We start from the raw sequence: 16,122 nt of genomic DNA on the forward strand, positions 1-16,122 counted from the left end.
ACCCGGCCGAGGCATCGGGCCATCGGAAAAGAGTAGCGCGCATGGCTTACAGAGTTCCCCCATTGCAGTGCCTGATGGCGTTCGAGGCGGTGGCGCGGCTGCGCAGCGGGACCCTGGCCGCGCAGGAACTGTGCGTGACGCCGAGCGCGATCAGCCACCGCATCCGCCAGCTCGAAGACATCATGGGCATCGAGCTGTTCAACTCCGCGCAAGGCGGCTTCACCCTGACCGCGCGGGGCTCGGAGTATCTCGAAGTCGTCAAGGAGGCGCTGTCCGCGCTCAGCCACTACGGCGCGCGGCAGCGCTTCGCCGGCGAGGTCCGGCAACTGCGGGTGGCCGCGCCGCCGACGTTCGCGCGGCAGGTGCTGGTGCCGCATCTGGCCACGTTCCAGGCCGACCATCCCGACATCGAACTGATCCTGCAGCTTTCCGTGCCGCTGGTGGGCCTGAAGTCCGAGAACGCGGACGTCGAGATCCGCTTCGGCAACGGCAATTACCCCGGCATCGAGGCGGTCAAGATCCTGGACGAGCCGGTCTTTCCGGTCTGCAGCCCGGCCTACCTGCGCGAGGTCGGGCCATTCCCCGCGCCGGATGCGTTGTCCGCCGCGCGCCTGCTGCGCTGCCCGCTGGAACCGTGGCGCCCGTGGCTGGTGGCGGCCGGCCTGGACTGGCCGGAGCCCGCCACCGGCGTGCAGTTCGTGGACCTGGGGCTGATGCTGGAAGCCGCCGTGAACGGGCAGGGCGTGGCGCTGGCGCGCAGGCGCATGGCGCAGAGCTGGCTCGGCTCCGGCGTGCTGGTGCCGCTGTTCGAGATCGAGGTGCGCTCGATCTACGCGTACTACATCACCTATCCGCCGGACTGCGAGGAAGACGGCGACGTCATGACCTTCGTGCGCTGGATGACGGAGATCCTCGGCAAGCCGCCGGCATCGGCGCGGGCCCGCCGCCTCGGTGCGGCGGGCCCGCGGCGCGCTAGTGGATCACCATGTGGACGAACGGCGGAACGTAGGCCTGCAGCGTGATGAACAGGCCGACCAGCACCGCCAGCGCCAGCGAATGGAAGAACACGTAGCGCAGGATGTCGCCTTCGTGCCCGTACCATTTGGTCGCCGTGGACGCCACCACGATCGACTGCGCATCGATCATCTTGCCCATCACGCCGCCCGAGCTGTTGGCCGCCGCCATCAGATACGGCGACAGGCCAAGCTGCTCGGCCGTGGTTTTCTGCAAGCCGCCGAACAGCACGTTGGCGGCGGTGTCCGACCCCGTCAGCGCCACGCCGAGCCAGCCGAGCATGGTGCCGAACAGCGGGTAGAGCACGCCGGTATGCGCGAAGGCAAGGCCCAGCGTGGCGTCGAGCCCGGAGTACTTGGTCAGGTAGCCCACGCCGAACATCGCGCAGATGGTCAGCAGCGAGTAGCGCACCAGGTGGATGGTGCGCAGGTATTCCCGGAACAGCCGCGGCAGCGAGTAGCCCATCAGCAGACCGCCGGCGAGCGATGCAACCAGGATGCCGGTGCCGGCCATCGACAGGATGTTGAACGCGAACGTGGCCGATTCCGCGACCGGGGTGGCCACCACCGGCGGCATCTTCAGCACCATCTTGTCTAGGCCGGGAATGCTGTACTTCCACGCCCACAGCGCATCGAGCGCCTTCTTGACCTGCGGCACGCCCCACAGGAAGACCGACACGGTGAGGATGACCCACGGCATCCACGCCCTGGCCGCGGAGACGGTGCCCGCCGCCGCGCCGGCCGTGCCGGCGGCCGCGGCCGGCGCGTCGTGGTTCTCCACGTGCGAGTCGTCGTGGTGCTTCTTGAGCTTGGTGGAGGTCCAGATCGTGCGCGGCCGCCATACCCGCATGAACAGCGTCAGGCAGCCCATCGACACCAGCGACGAGATGACGTCCACCAGCCACGGGCCGTGGAAGTTCGACACCACGTACTGCGGCACGGCGAAGCTGACGCCGGCCACCAGGATGGCGGGCCAGATTTCCTTCATGCCGCGGTAGCCGGCGAAGGCCCAGATCAGCCAGAACGGCACCAGCACGGAAAAGAACGGCAACTGGCGCCCGATCATGGCCGAGAGCTGCAGCAGGTCCAGCCCGGTCACGGAGGCCAGCGCGAGCACCGGCGAGCCCAGCGCGCCGAACGCGACCGGCGCGGTATTGGCGATCAGCGCCAGGCCCGACGCGGCCAGCGGCGAGAAGCCGAAGCCGATCAGGATGGCGCCCGTCACCGCGACCGGCGTGCCGAAGCCCGCGGCGCCCTCGAAGAACGCGCCGAAGCAGAAGGCGACCAGCAGGAGCTGGATGCGCTTGTCCTCCGTGACGCCCGAGATGGAATGCTGGAGCGCCTTGAAATAGCCGTTCTGCGTGGTGAGCCGGTGCAGGAAGATGATGTTGAGCACGATCCAGCCGATCGGGAACAGCCCCGACGCGATGTCGTAGGCGGCGGCCTTGCCGGCCACGCTGGCCGGCATGCCGAACACCGTGCATGCGACGATGCCGCCCGCGATCAGGGCCAGGCCGGCGGCCAGGTGCGCCTGCACATGGAAGAACGCCAGCGCCGCCAGCAGGACCACGACGGGGATGGCGGCAACCAGCGTCGAGAATAGGGGATTCCCCAAGGGGTCATAGATTTGACTCCAAGGCATGTTTTGTCTCCTTCGGATTTTTATGTGTGTGGCCGAATCGATATGGCTTCGATACTTTGCCGGGGGGATGAATGGCGGGCATCGGCGCAGCGGGCGCTCCGCCATGGCTCCGGCCGGCGCATGGGCCGCCCGGAGCCGGGGAGGGAATCAGGCGCGCAGCGATGCGTTGTCGATGACGTCGTCGAGATCGTCCTCGTCCGCGCCCAGCGTGCGCTCCTCGGCGTGGGACGAGAACTCGACCGGCGCGAGCGCGCGGCGGTTGACCTTCAGCTGGAACACGTCGAAGCGGTTGTAGTAGCCCACCACGTCCTGGAACTGCTTGGGCACCACGCACTTGGCCAGGTCGATGTCCGCGTAGACGATGCCTTCCTCATCGCGGATCACCTCGCTGATGGGCTGGCCGTCCGGGCCGAGGATCATCGACACGCTCTTGGGCGATTCCTCCAGCAACTGGCGCGCGCGCAGGTTGTCGCGGCTGATCATGTCGATGGCCTCCGGCGGCAGGAAGCCCGAGGCCACGATATTGAACAGCTTGCCCTCGAAGGCATGCGCGCCGGCGCGCAGGCGGATCGCCGCCTCCAGGTCGTAGCCGGCCTCGCCCGGCGGGTTGGTCGGCCAGCGCGGCGAGAACGACGAGACGTGGACGTTCTCGCCCTGCGCCAGCAGCGTGAAGCGCGCCAGCGCGTTGGTGTTCTCGCCGCAGACCAGCGCGCCGATGCGGCCGATGCGGGTGTCCGACACGCGCAGGCCGTTGCCGTCGCCCGGAGTCCACGTCAGCTTTTCCCAGTAGGTCGGGACCAGCTTGCGGTGCGCGTTGAGGATCGCGCCGTTGTCGCCGATCAGGACGTTGGTGTCCCAGATGCAGGCCGGGCTGGTCGGCGTGCCTTCGTTGATGCCGAGCGAGACGAACACGCCGTGGCGCCGGGCGCAGTCGCGGATCTGGCGGATTTCCGGGCCGTTCACCTCGACCGCCGACGACGCCAGCTTGACGAAGAACTCATGCACGTCGACCGGCGCCCAGACGCCGGACCAGACCGGGAACGAGGAAATGAACGCTTCCGGGAAGGCGATCAGCTCGGCGCCGTTGCGCGCGGCTTCGGCAATCCAGGCGCATGCCTTTTCCACCGTGGCCGGCGTGTCGAAGTAGACGGGCGCGGCATGGCAGGCCGCGGCCTTGAATTTCGGGTAGGTTTTCATTTTGAGGTTTGTCTCCGGTAGGAAAGCCGTTTCCGGCAAAGAGCCGCCTGCTCGGCAGGCGAAGTTGTCAGGGAATTCGTCAGGCGAAGCTGTCAGGGAGCGTTGCGCGGGGATCAGATGGCGAAGCGCCGCACGGCCGCCTCGTTCCAGTGGATGCCGATGCCCGGGCGCTGGCTCGGCACGGCATGGCCGTCGACCACCTCGAGCGTGTCGGCGAGCACGGCGTCCGCGATGCCGAAGTATTCGAGGTAGTGCGCGGTCGGGGTGACGCCGAGCAGGTGCGCGCTGGCTTCCTGGAAGAAGTGGTTGGAGACCGGCACGCCGGCCGCGGCGCAGATGCCGGCCGCGTCCATCCAGCCGGAGATGCCGCCGACCTTCATCAGGTCGAGCATCATCAGGTCGGAGCAGCGCTGGCCGATGCTGCGGCAGACCTCGCGCGGTCCGTAGAGGTTCTCGCCGAGCTGCAGCGGCGTCCTGACCGCCTCGGCGATGCGGGCGTGGCCCGCGAAATCGTCGCAGCGCGTGGGTTCCTCGATCCACGCCAGGCCTTCGTCGTCGAGCGCCTGGCAGCGGCGGATCGCCTCGGGAACGGAGAGCGACTGGTTGTAGTCGATCATCAGGCTCGCGTCGCCGCCGGTCAGCGCGCGCGCGGCGCGCACCGCCTGCAGGTCTTCGGCCAGCGTCGGGTAGCCGATCTTGATCTTGATTGCCCTGAAGCCGGCCTCCAGCGCCCGCGCGATCAGGGGCCGGGCATCCTCGGGGCGCTCCATGCCGAAGCTGGCGTAGGCCAGCGTGCGGGACGGCGTGCCGCCGAGCACGCGCGACAGCGGCGCGTTCAGGAAGCGCGCATGCGCGTCCCACAGCGCCATGTCGATGGCCGCCAGGGCCATGTCGAGCAGGCCCGGCGTGCCGATCAGCACGAGCTTGCGGCGCAGCTCCGCCATGTTCGCCCGCGGCGCCAGCGCGGCGGACTCAAGCTGCGGCAGCAGGTTCCTGAGCACCTCGGCCACGCCCTGCAGGACCACCGGCGTATAGGTGAAGATGTAGGCGCTGCCGGTCACGCCGGCATTGGTCGTGATGTCGACCAGCACCAGCGGGGCCTTGGCCATGACGCCGCTGGCGGTGCGCAGCGGCGGGTTGAGCGGCACGACTACCGGGCGGACCTGGAAGCCGCTGATTTGCGGGGAATCTGACATGTCTCACTCTGCTCGTTGATGGACTCGGTGGCGCTGATGGAGCGCGCCTTTTGTTCGAAGCCATGAAAGTATGCTTCGGGCAAACGAGTTTCGAGCCGGGTGATGCCGTGAAAGTATTTCACGAAAAATTGATGGGTCTTTCGGGGGCTTCTTAATGGCCTCTTAATGGCTTCGTAATGGCCGATCGATGCTCGCCGGTCGCCATTCAATCGGCGATTGACGGCCAGGAAAATGAACGCCGGCTTTCCGCGCCGTGGGCGCGAGCGGGTTCAACCGGCCGGATGCGGCGCCCGGGCGGCGCCGAGCAGCGCCGGCAGGTCTTCGAAGCGCGCGGCAACCGCGCACGTGCCCTGCAGCGCGCCGAGGCGTCCATATCCCCATTGCGCGAAGACCGCCGGAATGCCGCAGGCCGCGGCCACCAGCACGTCGGCCGGGTTGTCGCCGATCATCACGGCCGGCACGGCCCGCAGGCCGGCGCGCCGGATGGTTTCCGCCAGGTGGACCGGGGCCGGCTTGCAGGCCGGCACGGTGTCGCCGCCGCAGACCGCCTCGAACAGCGGCAGGATGCCGAGCTGCGCGAGGATGTCCACCGCCGCCGCTTCGACCTTGTTGGTGCACACGGCCAGCTTCCATCCGTCCCGGCGCAGCCGGTGCAGCGTGGCCTCCACGCCCGGGTAGAGGCGGGTCTGGTCGATCGGCGTGCGCAGGTAGCGCTCGACGAAGCGGTTCTCTTCCGTGCGCGTGATTTCCGCCGCGCGCAGCGCGAAGGCGCGGCGGGCGAACACGTGCAGGCCATCGCCGAGCAGCGAGGTGGCCTCGTCCAGCGCCAGCGGCGCGAGGCCGCGCGCCCCCAGCGCGGGCGCGAGCGCTGCGGCGATGTCCGCCGCGGCATCGATCAGCGTGCCGTCGAGGTCGAAGACGGCGGCGCCTTGCGGTGCGGTGCCGGTGGTTGCCTGCGCCTGCATCGTGTATGGCCGCGGCTTAGCGCTTGGCCGCCGCATCCACCACCACCAGCGCCGTCATATTGACGATGCGGCGCACCGTGGCCGACGGCGTGAGGATGTGCACCGGCGCCTTGACCCCCAGCAGGATCGGCCCGATCGCCACGTTGTTGCCCGCCGCCACCTTCAGCAGGTTGTACGAGATGTTGGCCGCGTCGATGTTCGGGCACACCAGCAGGTTCGCCTCGCCCTTGAGCGTGCCGTCCGGCACCAGCTGCTCGCGCAGCTTCGGGTCCAGCGCGCAGTCCCCGTGCATCTCGCCGTCCACCTCCAGCTCCGGCGCCCGTTCGCGCAGGATCGCCAGCGTTTCGCGCATCTTCTGCGCCGAGGCCGCCTCCGAGGTGCCGAAGTTCGAGTGCGACACCAGCGCCACCTTCGGCTCGATGCCGAAGCGCTTGAGCTCCTCGGCCGCCATGATGGTGATCTCCGCCAGCTGGCACGCGGTCGGGTCCACGTTCACGTGCGTGTCCACCAGGAAGATCTGCCGCCCCGGCAGCACCAGCCCGTTCATCGCCGCGTACACCTCGTTGGTGCCGCCCAGCACCTGGTCGATGTAGCGCAGGTGCGCCGCCGTGGTGCTGACCGTGCCGCACACCATGCCGTCGGCCTCGCCCTTCTTGACCAGCATCGCGCCGATCAGCGTGGTGCGCCGGCGCATTTCCAGCTTGGCATACTGCTGGGTCACGCCCTGGCGCGCCATCATCTTGAAGTAGGCCTCGGAGTAGTCGCGGAAGCGCGGGTCGTTTTCCGGGTTGACCACGGTGAAGTCCACCCCGCCGCGCAGGCGCAGGCCGAAGCGCTCGATGCGGTGCGCGATCACCGCCGGGCGGCCGATCAGGATCGGGTTGGCCAGCTTCTCGTCGACGATCACCTGCACCGCGCGCAGCACGCGCTCTTCCTCGCCCTCGGCGAAGACGATGCGCTTCTTCTCCATGTCGACCTGGCGCGCGGCCGCGTAGATCGGCTTCATCAGCGTGCCCGAGTGGTAGACGAACTGCTGCAGCTGCAGGCGGTACGCGTCCATGTCGGCGATCGGGCGCGCGGCCACGCCGGACTGCATCGCCGCCTCGGCCACGGCCGGGGCGATCTTGACGATCAGGCGCGGGTCGAACGGCTTGGGGATCAGATATTCGGGGCCGAACGACAGGTCCTGGATGCCGTAGGCGGTGGCGACGATGTCGCTCTGCTCCTGGCGGGCCAGCTCCGCCACCGCGTGCGCGGCGGCCACTTCCATCTCGCGCGTGATGGTGGTCGCGCCGCAGTCCAGCGCGCCGCGGAAGATGAACGGGAAGCACAGGACGTTGTTGACCTGGTTCGGGTAGTCGGTGCGGCCGGTGGCGATCACCGCGTCCGGGCGCACTTCCTTGACCAGCTCCGGCATGATTTCCGGGTTGGGGTTGGCCAGCGCCAGCACCAGCGGGCGCTCGGCCATGCGCTGCACCATGTCCTGCTTGAGCACGCCGGCGGCGGACACGCCCAGGAAGATGTCGGCCCCGTCGATGACCTCGGCCAGCTTGCGCTTGTCGGTCTTCTGCGCGAAGCGCGCCTTCTCCGGGTCCATCAGCTCGGTGCGGCCCTCGTAGACCACGCCGGCCAGGTCGGTCACCCAGATGTTCTCGAGCTTCATGCCCAGGTCCAGCAGCAGGTCCAGGCAGGCCAGCGCGGCCGCGCCGGCGCCCGAGGCCACCAGCTTGACCTCGCCGATGTCCTTGCCGACCACCTTGAGGCCGTTGATGACGGCCGCGCCCACCACGATGGCGGTGCCGTGCTGGTCGTCGTGGAAGACGGGGATCTTCATGCGCTCGCGCAGCTTGCGCTCGACGTAGAAGCACTCGGGGGCCTTGATGTCCTCGAGGTTGATGCCGCCGAAGGTGGGCTCGAGCGAGGCGATGATCTCGACCAGCTTCTCGGGGTCCTTCTCGTCGATCTCGATGTCGAACACGTCGATGCCGGCGAACTTCTTGAACAGGCCGGCCTTGCCTTCCATGACGGGCTTGGAGGCGGCCGGGCCGATGTCGCCCAGGCCCAGCACGGCGGTGCCGTTGGTGATCACGCCGACCAGGTTGCCGCGCGCGGTGTAGCGGAACGAGTTGGCCGCATCGGCCACGATCTCCTCGCAGGCCGCGGCCACGCCGGGGGAGTAGGCCAGCGCCAGGTCATGCTGGTTGGACATCGGCTTGGTCGGCGTGACCGAGATCTTGCCGCGCGTGGGAAATTCGTGGTACTCGAGCGCCGCCTGGCGGAAGGCGTCGCGGCTGGGGTTCTGGCTGGAGGGATTTTCTTCGGACATTGCGGAAGGCGGAAAGGAGGCGATAGCCGGATGCGGAACGCCGGCGGAACACCGGCGGGCCGCCGGCGGTGCCGGTCGATGGCACCAAGTATCCGGCAAACGCCCGGCGCGGGTATTGAAATGATCTCAAGCGATGTTGAAATTCGCTGCCGGGCGTCCTACGCCGGCGGCGCCTTGCGCGCCTGCTCGCCGATCTGCCGCCGCATCTCGTCGGCCAGCGGATGCAGGCCCCGTGTCGAGTCCGCCGCCACCAGGCTGTAGCCCAGCCCCTGGGCCGCCCACGAATACCCGGCGACGCCGGCTTGCGCGTGGGCCTTCATCGGCATGTTCTGCTCGACCGCCATCGGCCGCACCAGCATGGCCACGCGCGTGCCGTGCCCGTCGTCGTACATGAACAGGCCGGCCGGGCCATGCTCGGTGGCCACCAGGCGCCCGCCGATATAGCGGTAGCCGGCGCTGGCGAGATCGGGCAGGGCCACCGGGCGCCGCAGCCGCGCGGAGACCCACTTGAGCAGGTCGGCGCTGTCGCTGGCGCTGATCTCCACCGGGCGCACCGGGTCGGAGGCGAACACCTGGTAGCTCGCCGTGGCCTCGCGCGCGAGCGCGGCGATGCCGCCGGTGGCGGGCTCGGTGGCGGCGCGCCCGATCCAGCCGCCCATGCCGCCCAGGCAGAGCGCGACGAAGACCGACGCGGCCAGCCGCCACGGCGTGCCGGTGCGCGCGCGCCGCGCCTCCAGCATGCGGCGCAGGTTGAGCTGCGGCGGCACCGGCTCCTCGGCGATGGGCGCGAACGCGGCGCGCAGTTGCGCGCGCTGGGCGATATAGCCATCGACGCGGCGCGCGACGTCCGGATGGTGCCGCAGGTATTCGTCGATCTGGCGGCGGCGCGCGTCGTCCAGCGCGCCGTCGACGTAGGCCAGCAGTTCTTCTTCCTGCACCGGCCGGCCATCGTTCCCGCTGTCGGTTCCCTTGTCGTTCCGGTTATCGCTCATTTCACCCTCCGCAATGCAGGCTTCGTGGCCGCCGCCGTGGCGTTCGCCACGTTCGCCACGCCGGTCTCCATGATCCTCGACAGTTTCTCCCGCGCGCGGGACAGGCGCGACATCACGGTGCCGATCGGGATGTCCAGCACGCGGGCGGCGTCCGCGTAGGACATGTCTTCCACCGAGACCAGCAGCAGTATGCTGCGCTGGTCCGCCGGCAGCGCGTCGAGCGCGTTCATCAGGTCGCGGTAGCGCAGCGTGTCTTCCTGGGTGGCGCGCGACGCCAGCAGCGATTCGTCGATGTCCTCGAGCGCGACGTGCATGCCCAGGCCGCCGGCGCGCCGCCGCAGCGCGGTGACGGCCAGGTTGTGCAGGATGGCGAATACCCAGCTGCGCGTGTCATCGTTGCTGCGCCGGCTGTCCCAGTAGGTGATGACCTTTTCCAGGCAGTCCTGCACCAGATCGTCGGCGGCCGCCTGCTCGCGCAGCAGCGCGCGCGCGTAGCGGCGCAGCGCCGGTATCAGCGGCTCGACTTGATGCAACATGTCTTTCACTGCAATGTCCTCTCTGGTACGCCCGGCCGCGCGGCATCGTGCCGCATCCGCGGGCCGCCGGCTGGCGCGGGTGCCGTTCCTACAGCGCCTGCACCTGGACGGGCGCGGCCGGCTTGCCGTCCACGGACGGCGCGATGACCAGGTAGCGCCGCGCCTGCGTGCCGCCGCTGCCTTGCACGACTTGGCGAATCGGGCCGATGGCGTTGACGATGGCCGAGCCCGCGGGATTGGTCATGAACGACGCCAGCGGCTCCAGTATGCCCGTGCCGTCGGCCTGGCCGGCCAGCGCGAGGACATATTGCTGCTTCGGCTGCAGTCCCGTCGCCGAGGCCTGCAGCACCTGGAGCAGGCCCTGGTCGAACAGCGTGACGCTGGTCGGCGCGTTGTCCGCCGCGGCCGGCTTGTCGTCCACCACGGACAACAGCTTCAACTGCGTGGTCTGGCCGGCCACGCCGAGCTGCTGCAGGCCGTCCGTGCCGGCGCCTTCGGGCACGGCGTCCGGCACGTAGTTGATGGCCTGCGGCGCCTGGCCGATCGGCACGTTGGCCACGACCTGGTTGGTGCCGGTGTCGATGGCGGCGAGCTGGTCGGCGTTTTCCAGGCCGACGTAGATGCGCGTGCCGTCGCCGGACGGCCACACGCCGTGCGGCAGGCTGCCCACCGGAATGGTCGCCACCTGGGAGAAGTCGTCGGTGCGGAAGACCTTGACCTGGTTCAGGCCGCCGACGCTGACGTAGGCGAAGGTGCCGCCCGCGGTGCGGGCGAAGTTCACGTGGTTGGTGATCGGGCCGGTCTCGAGGGTCTTGAGCGCGCGGAACGGCGGCCGCGCTTCGAAGACCTGGGTGCGGCCCACGTCCTTGAGCGTGAACCACACCTGCTTGCCGTCCGGCGTGGCGGCGATGTTGGGGCAGAACGGGCTTTCCTGCTTCACGTGGCCGACGATCTTGTGGTCGGCCACGGTGACCACGGCGGTGTCCGGATTGAACGACGAGCAGATGTAGCCGTACTTGCCGTCCGGCGAGAAGATCTGCATGCCGGGCCCGCCGGCGACGGTGATGCGGGTCTTCTCTGCGAAGGTGCGGGCATCGAGCACGGCAATGTAGTTCTCGCCGCGCACCGTCACCCACACCTCCTTGCCGTCCGGCGTGTAGAACGCCTCGTGCGGCGAGCGGCCCACATAGGTCACGTGCTTGACGGCGTTGGTGGCGGTGTCGATGAACGAGACCGAGTTCGAGCCGATCGACACCACGGCCAGCGTGCGGTGGTCGGGCGAGAAGCCCATGCCGTGCACCAGCACCTGGCCGCGGTACAGCGGGCTGAAATTGCCGGGCGCCGGGTCGCCGAGGCGGATCACGCCCAGCAGCTTGTTGTCCGCGGGATCGGTGACCGAGACGGTGTTCGAGAACTGCTCGGCGGCATAGATGCGGTCGCGGTGGCTGACCGGGATGTCGGCGGCGCTCAGCGCGCCGGGCGCCTGCCCGGCGCAGGCGGCGCCCATGCCGCCGAGCAGCAGCGCCAGGGGCAGGGCGAGGGAGGCGGTTTTCCGGAAGGGATTGCGGGTCATGGTCTGGCCTTGTTGTCAGTGTGCGTGCATGGCGTGGTTGTGGGCGGCGGGTCCGGCCGGCTGGCCGGGAGCGGCCGCCTGCGTCGGCGCCGCCTCGGACGGGGGCAGCGGCTGGCCGAGCGCCAGCCGCATGGCGGCGATCTCCTGCAACTGGTCGACGATGATTTCCTGGGCAATGCGCCGCAATTGCTCGTTGTGGCCGTAGCGCAGCTCGGACATCGCCATGTCGATGGCGCCCTGGTGATGCGGGATCATCATCGCGGCGAAGTCCGCGTCGATGTCGCCGCTGGACTTGACCGCCATGCCATCCATCATCTTCGTCATGGCGGCGTCGTTCTCGGCCATGAACCTTTCCTGGTCCGACCCGGTTGCGGCTGCGTTGGCGGCTGCGGTGGCCGATGCGGCCGCAGCCGCCAGCGCGAGCGCCAGCATCAGGCCCGCGCAGGCACGGGCCAGCCGGCGCGGTGAATCGTGGAGGGTCGCCATCCTTTTCCCCTTGTCGTCATGAGGCCCCGGGGGGGCCGTTGAGGGGGTAGACGCCGGCCGGCCGCGCTTATTCCGCCGCCGCGCATATTTTTTCGGGGCGGCTCCCGGTGCGGCTAGAAGAACACATCCGCAAGGGGCGCGGCATGCGTGCGCGGCCCGCGCCGGCCGGCGCATTGCGGGGGCATTGAAAAATCCTGCATCCCCGAGGTTGTCTCTTTCAATTTCCAAAGCGGCGGCGAACCGTGATGATGGACCCGTCGGTTTGAAACGCCTCCGTTCCGCAAATCCCGATATTTCCCGTGCCCATCGCCATTTCCGGATCCAACATCATGCATAAGCTACTGAGCCTCAAAGGTGTCAAGAAGTCCTTCCCGGCCAAGGGAAAGACGGTCGACGTGCTGGGCGGGCTGACCTTCGACGTGAACGAGCAGGATTTCGTCAGCATCATCGGCCCCAGCGGCTGCGGCAAGACCACCATCTTCAACATCATCGCCGGGCTCCTCGATCCCGACACCGGCGAGATCACCTATCGCGGCCAGCAGGTCACGGGCCTGCGCGGCAAGGTCGGCTACATGATGCAGCGCGACCTGCTGTTCCCGTGGCGCACCGTGCTCGAGAACGTCATGCTGGCGCCCGAGCTGAAAAGGATGCCCGCCGCGGAGGCCCGCGACAATGCGCTGGAATATCTCAACACCTTCGGGCTCGGCGGCTTCGAGAACAACTATCCCAAGACCCTGTCGGGCGGCATGCGCCAGCGCGTGGCGCTGATCCGCACGCTGATCTCCGACCCCGACGTGCTGCTGCTCGACGAGCCGTTCTCAGCGCTCGACTACCAGACGCGCCTGTATCTGGAAGGCGTGCTGCTGGAGGCGGTCGACACCTTCAAGAAGACGGTGATCCTGGTCACCCACGACATCGACGAGGCGGTCGCCCTGTCCAAGCGGGTGGTGGTGCTGGCGGGCAAACCGTCGCACGTCAAGCAGGTCTACGACATCGACATCGGCGAGAAGTCGCCGATCGGGGCGCGCAGCCATCCGCATTTCTCCGGGTATTTCCACCAGTTATGCGCCGAGCTGGACATCCAGACGCGCCAGCATTGATTTTCCAAACGGGAGTGAACATGAGCCACGCTATTTCCGGCGCCCCGCCGGTTGCCCCGGCGCGCGCGCGCCGCAAGAAGAAAACGCATGTCCTGGACAACGGCTGGGGGCGCTCGGCCATACAGGTCGCGGCCATGGCGCTGTTCCTGTGGGTCTGGCAGCTTGGCGCCGACATCGGCTGGGTCTCGTCCTTCATGGTCGGCTCGCCGGCCGAGATCTACAAGGCGCTGGCGCGCGGCATGGCCAGCGGCGACCTGCTGCGCGACAGCGGCTATACGCTGATGGAGTCGATCCTGGGCTTCGTGATCGGCACGCTGGCGGGGTCGGTACTCGGGCTGGCCCTGTGGTATTCGCCGTTCATCGCGCGCCTGACCGAGCCGTTCATCATCGCGGTCAACAGCATTCCCAAGATCGCGTTCGGCCCCATCGTGATCCTGTGGTTCGGCACGGGACTGGTGTCGAAGGTCGCGCTGGCCGTCTCGCTGACCGCCATCGTGGCGCTGATCGCGGCCTACCAGGCGGCCAAGGACGCCGACGTCGATTTCCAGACCCTGCTGGTGACGCTGGGCGCGGAAAAGCACGACGTGTTCTTCAAGGTGATCGTGCCGTCCTCGCTGCCGGCCATGATCGCCACGTTCCGCATCAACATCGGCTTCGGCCTGGTGGGCGCCGTGGTGGGCGAGTTCATCTCGTCGGAGCACGGCCTGGGCCACATGATCTTCACCGCGTCGGGCCTCTACGACCTGAATACGGTGTGGGCCGGCCTGTTCACGCTGATGGTCATCGGCTTCGGGCTGTACTTCGCCATCGACTACGTCGAGCGCAAGCTGCTGCCCTGGAAGGACGATGTGCACCACGCCAGCCTCAATGTCTGAGGCGCGCTCTCTTGCCGTCCCGTCCATTCCTCCCGTCGTTCCTTCCGTCCATTTCCCGTGAGCCTTTCATGAAAACCCTGTTCAAGCGGACCGCATGCATGCTGGGCCTGGCCGCGGCCCTGGTGGCGGCCGCCACCGCGCCGGCCCAGGCCCAGGCACCGAAGAAGGTGGTGGTGTCGCAGTTGTTCCAGTCGGTGATGTTCCTGCCGCTGTACGTGGCGCTCGACCACGGCTTCTTCACGCAGCAGGGGCTGTTGGTGACCAAGCAGACCTCGGGCTCGCCCAACGCATCGCTGTCGGCGGTGATCGCGGGCAGCGCGGAGTTCTCGCTGCACGGCCCCGAATGGACCGCCATCGCCGCCTCCAAGGGTGCCGACGTGCAGGTGATCGCCGGCGTGGTGAACCGCGCCGCGGTCTGGATCGCCGCGGCGCCGGACCTGAAGTACGGCGGGCCGAAGGACTTCGCCGGCCAGACCGTGTCGACCGGCATGATGCCGATCGCCAGCACCTCGCTGTTCTCCAGGCTGCTGCGCGACAACAAGGTCGATCCGGCCGCCGCCGGCATCACCGTCAAGCAGGTGCAGGCCGGCGCCGAGCTGGGCCCGCTGCTGGCCGGGCAGGCCACCGTGGGCGTGTTCTACCAGCCGGCGCTGGAGCAGGCGGTGGCCAAGGGCTTCAAGGTCGTCCACAGCTTTCCCCGGCAGTATGGCCCTTACCTGCTGTCGGCCATCACCGCGCGCAAGTCCGTCGACGCCGACACCGCCCAGCGTTTCGTCGCGGCGATGGAGTCCGCCCTGCGTTTCATGAACACCCATCCGGCCGAGACCGTCGCCATCGCCCGGGCGGAGTTTCCTTCCATCGATCCCGCCGTGGTCGAGGCCGCCGTCAAGCGCATGCTGGCCGAGCAGGTCTATGCCACCACGGTCGCCATCTCGCCGGACGCGCTGCGCATCGCCATGGACACGCAGATCGCGCTGGGCAACCTGAAAAGCCAGCCCGACTACGACACGCTGATCGCCAGGAAGCTGATCGACGGCGGCATCGCGCGCGCGGACGCCGCCCGCTAGGCCGGCGCGGTTTCCTTCACCCCTGACCTGTTTCCAGCCGCGATGGCGCTTCGCGCCACCGCTTACCTCTTCTGTTGCCTGCAAGAACGATCATGAGAACCTATCCCTCCTTCAAGGCCGCGGCCTGCCACATCTCCTCGGTCTACTTCGACCGCGATGCCTGCATCGACAAGGCCTGCGACTGGATCGCCGAGGCCGCGCGCAACGGCGCCTCGCTGGTCGCGTTTCCCGAGGCCTTCGTCTCGGCCTTTCCGGTCTGGGCCGGCGTGTGGGCGCCGGTGGAGACCCACGAGTTCTTCGTCAAGCTCGCGGCGTCCTCGGTGGACATCGACGGCCCCGAGATGGCGAGGATCCGCCGCGCCGCGAAAGAGCACGGCGTGTTCGTCTCGATCGGCATCAACGAGTCGACGCCCAACAGCGTCGGTTGCGTGTGGGACACCAACGTGCTGGTCGGCGACGACGGCAGCATCCTCAACCGCCACCGCAAGCTGATGCCGACCTATTACGAGAAGCTGGTCTGGGCCATGGGCGACGGCAGCGGCCTGCGCGTGGTGGACACCCGCATCGGCCGCATCGGCGCGCTGATCTGCGGCGAGAACACCAATGCGCTGGCGCGCTTCGCGCTGATGTCGCAGGGCGAGAACGTGCATGTGTCCAGCTTCTCGCCGCGCTTCCCCACGCATCCGGCGGGGCAGCCCGCCTACGATCTGGAAGCGTCGATCAAGCTGCGCGCCGGCGCCCATGCCTTCGAGGGCAAGCTGTTCAACGTGGTGTCGTCGAGCTACCTGCAGCCCGCCGTGATCGACATGGTCGCGCGCGGCAACCCCGCCGTGCACCGCATGATCGACGAAGCGTCCAGGAGCGTCTCGATGATCCTCGGCCCGGACGGCGCGCCCATCAGCGAGGTGCTGCGCGACGAGGAGGGCATTGCCTACGCGGACATCGACATCGCCCGCTGCGTGGTGCCGAAGCAGTTCCAGGACGTGGTGGGCTACTACAACCGCTTCGACGTCTTCGACCTCAAGGTGCGCCGCCACGCGCACGCGCCGGCGGACTTCGGCGGCGCTGGCGGCGATGGCGCCAATGGCGCCAACGGAGAGTACGGCGAGCGCGCCTGGAAGGGCTTGCCCGAAGCCGAAGCCGTCAACTGAGGC

14 protein-coding genes are annotated in these 16,122 nt (G+C 68.5%); 5 read left to right on the forward strand and 9 right to left on the reverse strand.

Annotated elements, in window-relative coordinates; genetic code table 11:
* Positions 1 to 41: 41 nt before the first annotated feature.
* A complete protein-coding gene (locus ACKI2N_RS23945; RefSeq protein ID WP_420998218.1) occupies positions 42 to 1,022 on the forward strand; it encodes a LysR substrate-binding domain-containing protein in 981 nt (326 codons plus the stop codon).
* Here ACKI2N_RS23945 and ACKI2N_RS23950 read toward each other — a convergent pair.
* The 9 genes from ACKI2N_RS23950 to ACKI2N_RS23990 form a co-directional block, all read right to left on the reverse strand.
* On the reverse strand, positions 973 to 2,655 hold the full coding sequence (locus ACKI2N_RS23950) for an L-lactate permease (protein ID WP_420998217.1): 1,683 nt from the start codon (positions 2,653 to 2,655) through the stop codon (positions 973 to 975). The two genes, ACKI2N_RS23945 and ACKI2N_RS23950, sit on opposite strands and share 50 nt — an antisense overlap.
* 147 nt (positions 2,656 to 2,802) lie before the next feature.
* Positions 2,803 to 3,852 carry a carbon-nitrogen hydrolase family protein gene (locus ACKI2N_RS23955; protein WP_420998216.1) on the reverse strand — a complete coding sequence of 350 codons (1,050 nt, stop codon included), beginning with the start codon at positions 3,850 to 3,852 and terminating at the stop codon, positions 2,803 to 2,805.
* Positions 3,853 to 3,965: 113 nt separating this feature from the next.
* On the reverse strand, positions 3,966 to 5,048 hold the full coding sequence (locus ACKI2N_RS23960) for an enolase C-terminal domain-like protein (RefSeq protein ID WP_420998215.1): 1,083 nt from the start codon (positions 5,046 to 5,048) through the stop codon (positions 3,966 to 3,968).
* Between the two features lie 269 nt (positions 5,049 to 5,317).
* Positions 5,318 to 6,013, reverse strand: coding sequence for an HAD family hydrolase (locus tag ACKI2N_RS23965; RefSeq protein WP_420998213.1), 696 nt, complete (start codon positions 6,011 to 6,013; stop codon positions 5,318 to 5,320).
* Positions 6,014 to 6,029: 16 nt separating this feature from the next.
* Positions 6,030 to 8,339, reverse strand: coding sequence for an NADP-dependent malic enzyme (locus ACKI2N_RS23970; protein ID WP_426990941.1), 2,310 nt, complete (start codon positions 8,337 to 8,339; stop codon positions 6,030 to 6,032).
* 158 nt (positions 8,340 to 8,497) lie between these two features.
* Positions 8,498 to 9,331 carry an anti-sigma factor family protein gene (locus tag ACKI2N_RS23975; RefSeq protein ID WP_420997692.1) on the reverse strand — a complete coding sequence of 278 codons (834 nt, stop codon included), beginning with the start codon at positions 9,329 to 9,331 and terminating at the stop codon, positions 8,498 to 8,500.
* The gene (locus ACKI2N_RS23980) at positions 9,328 to 9,867 is read right to left on the reverse strand and encodes an RNA polymerase sigma factor (protein ID WP_420997691.1); all 540 of its coding nucleotides are present in this window, start codon (positions 9,865 to 9,867) and stop codon (positions 9,328 to 9,330) included. Before ACKI2N_RS23980 ends, ACKI2N_RS23975 begins: the two co-directional genes overlap by 4 nt.
* 88 nt (positions 9,868 to 9,955) lie before the next feature.
* Positions 9,956 to 11,374: a YncE family protein gene (locus ACKI2N_RS23985; protein ID WP_420997696.1), complete on the reverse strand. Its 1,419-nt coding sequence runs from the start codon at positions 11,372 to 11,374 to the stop codon at positions 9,956 to 9,958.
* Between the two features lie 81 nt (positions 11,375 to 11,455).
* Entirely contained in the window at positions 11,456 to 11,926 is a 471-nt protein-coding gene (locus ACKI2N_RS23990) for a DUF305 domain-containing protein (protein ID WP_420997690.1), read from the reverse strand.
* A 329-nt stretch (positions 11,927 to 12,255) separates the two neighbouring features.
* Here ACKI2N_RS23990 and ACKI2N_RS23995 point away from each other — a divergent pair, with 329 nt between their 5' ends.
* The 4 genes from ACKI2N_RS23995 to ACKI2N_RS24010 all read left to right on the forward strand — a co-directional run bounded on the left by ACKI2N_RS23995 (position 12,256) and on the right by ACKI2N_RS24010 (position 16,119).
* A complete protein-coding gene (locus ACKI2N_RS23995; protein WP_420997689.1) occupies positions 12,256 to 13,026 on the forward strand; it encodes an ABC transporter ATP-binding protein in 771 nt (256 codons plus the stop codon).
* Positions 13,027 to 13,046: 20 nt separating this feature from the next.
* Positions 13,047 to 13,901 carry an ABC transporter permease gene (locus tag ACKI2N_RS24000; RefSeq protein WP_420997688.1) on the forward strand — a complete coding sequence of 285 codons (855 nt, stop codon included), beginning with the start codon at positions 13,047 to 13,049 and terminating at the stop codon, positions 13,899 to 13,901.
* Between the two features lie 68 nt (positions 13,902 to 13,969).
* Positions 13,970 to 14,968: an ABC transporter substrate-binding protein gene (locus tag ACKI2N_RS24005; protein WP_420997687.1), complete on the forward strand. Its 999-nt coding sequence runs from the start codon at positions 13,970 to 13,972 to the stop codon at positions 14,966 to 14,968.
* A gap of 92 nt (positions 14,969 to 15,060) precedes the next feature.
* Positions 15,061 to 16,119 carry a carbon-nitrogen hydrolase family protein gene (locus ACKI2N_RS24010; protein ID WP_420997686.1) on the forward strand — a complete coding sequence of 353 codons (1,059 nt, stop codon included), beginning with the start codon at positions 15,061 to 15,063 and terminating at the stop codon, positions 16,117 to 16,119.
* The last annotated feature ends 3 nt before the right edge of the window (positions 16,120 to 16,122 follow it).

The sequence above is a fragment of the Cupriavidus sp. 30B13 genome (genome assembly GCF_049059565.2).
In the GTDB taxonomy this organism is placed as follows: domain Bacteria; phylum Pseudomonadota; class Gammaproteobacteria; order Burkholderiales; family Burkholderiaceae; genus Cupriavidus.

Coding starts and splice junctions, on each gene's coding strand:
- ACKI2N_RS23945 (WP_420998218.1), top strand. CDS start 42: ATGGCTTACAGAGTTCCCCCATTGCAGTGCCTGATGGCGTTCGAGGCG.
- ACKI2N_RS23950 (WP_420998217.1), bottom strand. CDS start 2,655: ATGCCTTGGAGTCAAATCTATGACCCCTTGGGGAATCCCCTATTCTCG.
- ACKI2N_RS23955 (WP_420998216.1), bottom strand. CDS start 3,852: ATGAAAACCTACCCGAAATTCAAGGCCGCGGCCTGCCATGCCGCGCCC.
- ACKI2N_RS23960 (WP_420998215.1), bottom strand. CDS start 5,048: ATGTCAGATTCCCCGCAAATCAGCGGCTTCCAGGTCCGCCCGGTAGTC.
- ACKI2N_RS23965 (WP_420998213.1), bottom strand. CDS start 6,013: ATGCAGGCGCAGGCAACCACCGGCACCGCACCGCAAGGCGCCGCCGTC.
- ACKI2N_RS23970 (WP_426990941.1), bottom strand. CDS start 8,339: ATGTCCGAAGAAAATCCCTCCAGCCAGAACCCCAGCCGCGACGCCTTC.
- ACKI2N_RS23975 (WP_420997692.1), bottom strand. CDS start 9,331: ATGAGCGATAACCGGAACGACAAGGGAACCGACAGCGGGAACGATGGC.
- ACKI2N_RS23980 (WP_420997691.1), bottom strand. CDS start 9,867: ATGTTGCATCAAGTCGAGCCGCTGATACCGGCGCTGCGCCGCTACGCG.
- ACKI2N_RS23985 (WP_420997696.1), bottom strand. CDS start 11,374: ATGGGCGCCGCCTGCGCCGGGCAGGCGCCCGGCGCGCTGAGCGCCGCC.
- ACKI2N_RS23990 (WP_420997690.1), bottom strand. CDS start 11,926: ATGGCGACCCTCCACGATTCACCGCGCCGGCTGGCCCGTGCCTGCGCG.
- ACKI2N_RS23995 (WP_420997689.1), top strand. CDS start 12,256: ATGCATAAGCTACTGAGCCTCAAAGGTGTCAAGAAGTCCTTCCCGGCC.
- ACKI2N_RS24000 (WP_420997688.1), top strand. CDS start 13,047: ATGAGCCACGCTATTTCCGGCGCCCCGCCGGTTGCCCCGGCGCGCGCG.
- ACKI2N_RS24005 (WP_420997687.1), top strand. CDS start 13,970: ATGAAAACCCTGTTCAAGCGGACCGCATGCATGCTGGGCCTGGCCGCG.
- ACKI2N_RS24010 (WP_420997686.1), top strand. CDS start 15,061: ATGAGAACCTATCCCTCCTTCAAGGCCGCGGCCTGCCACATCTCCTCG.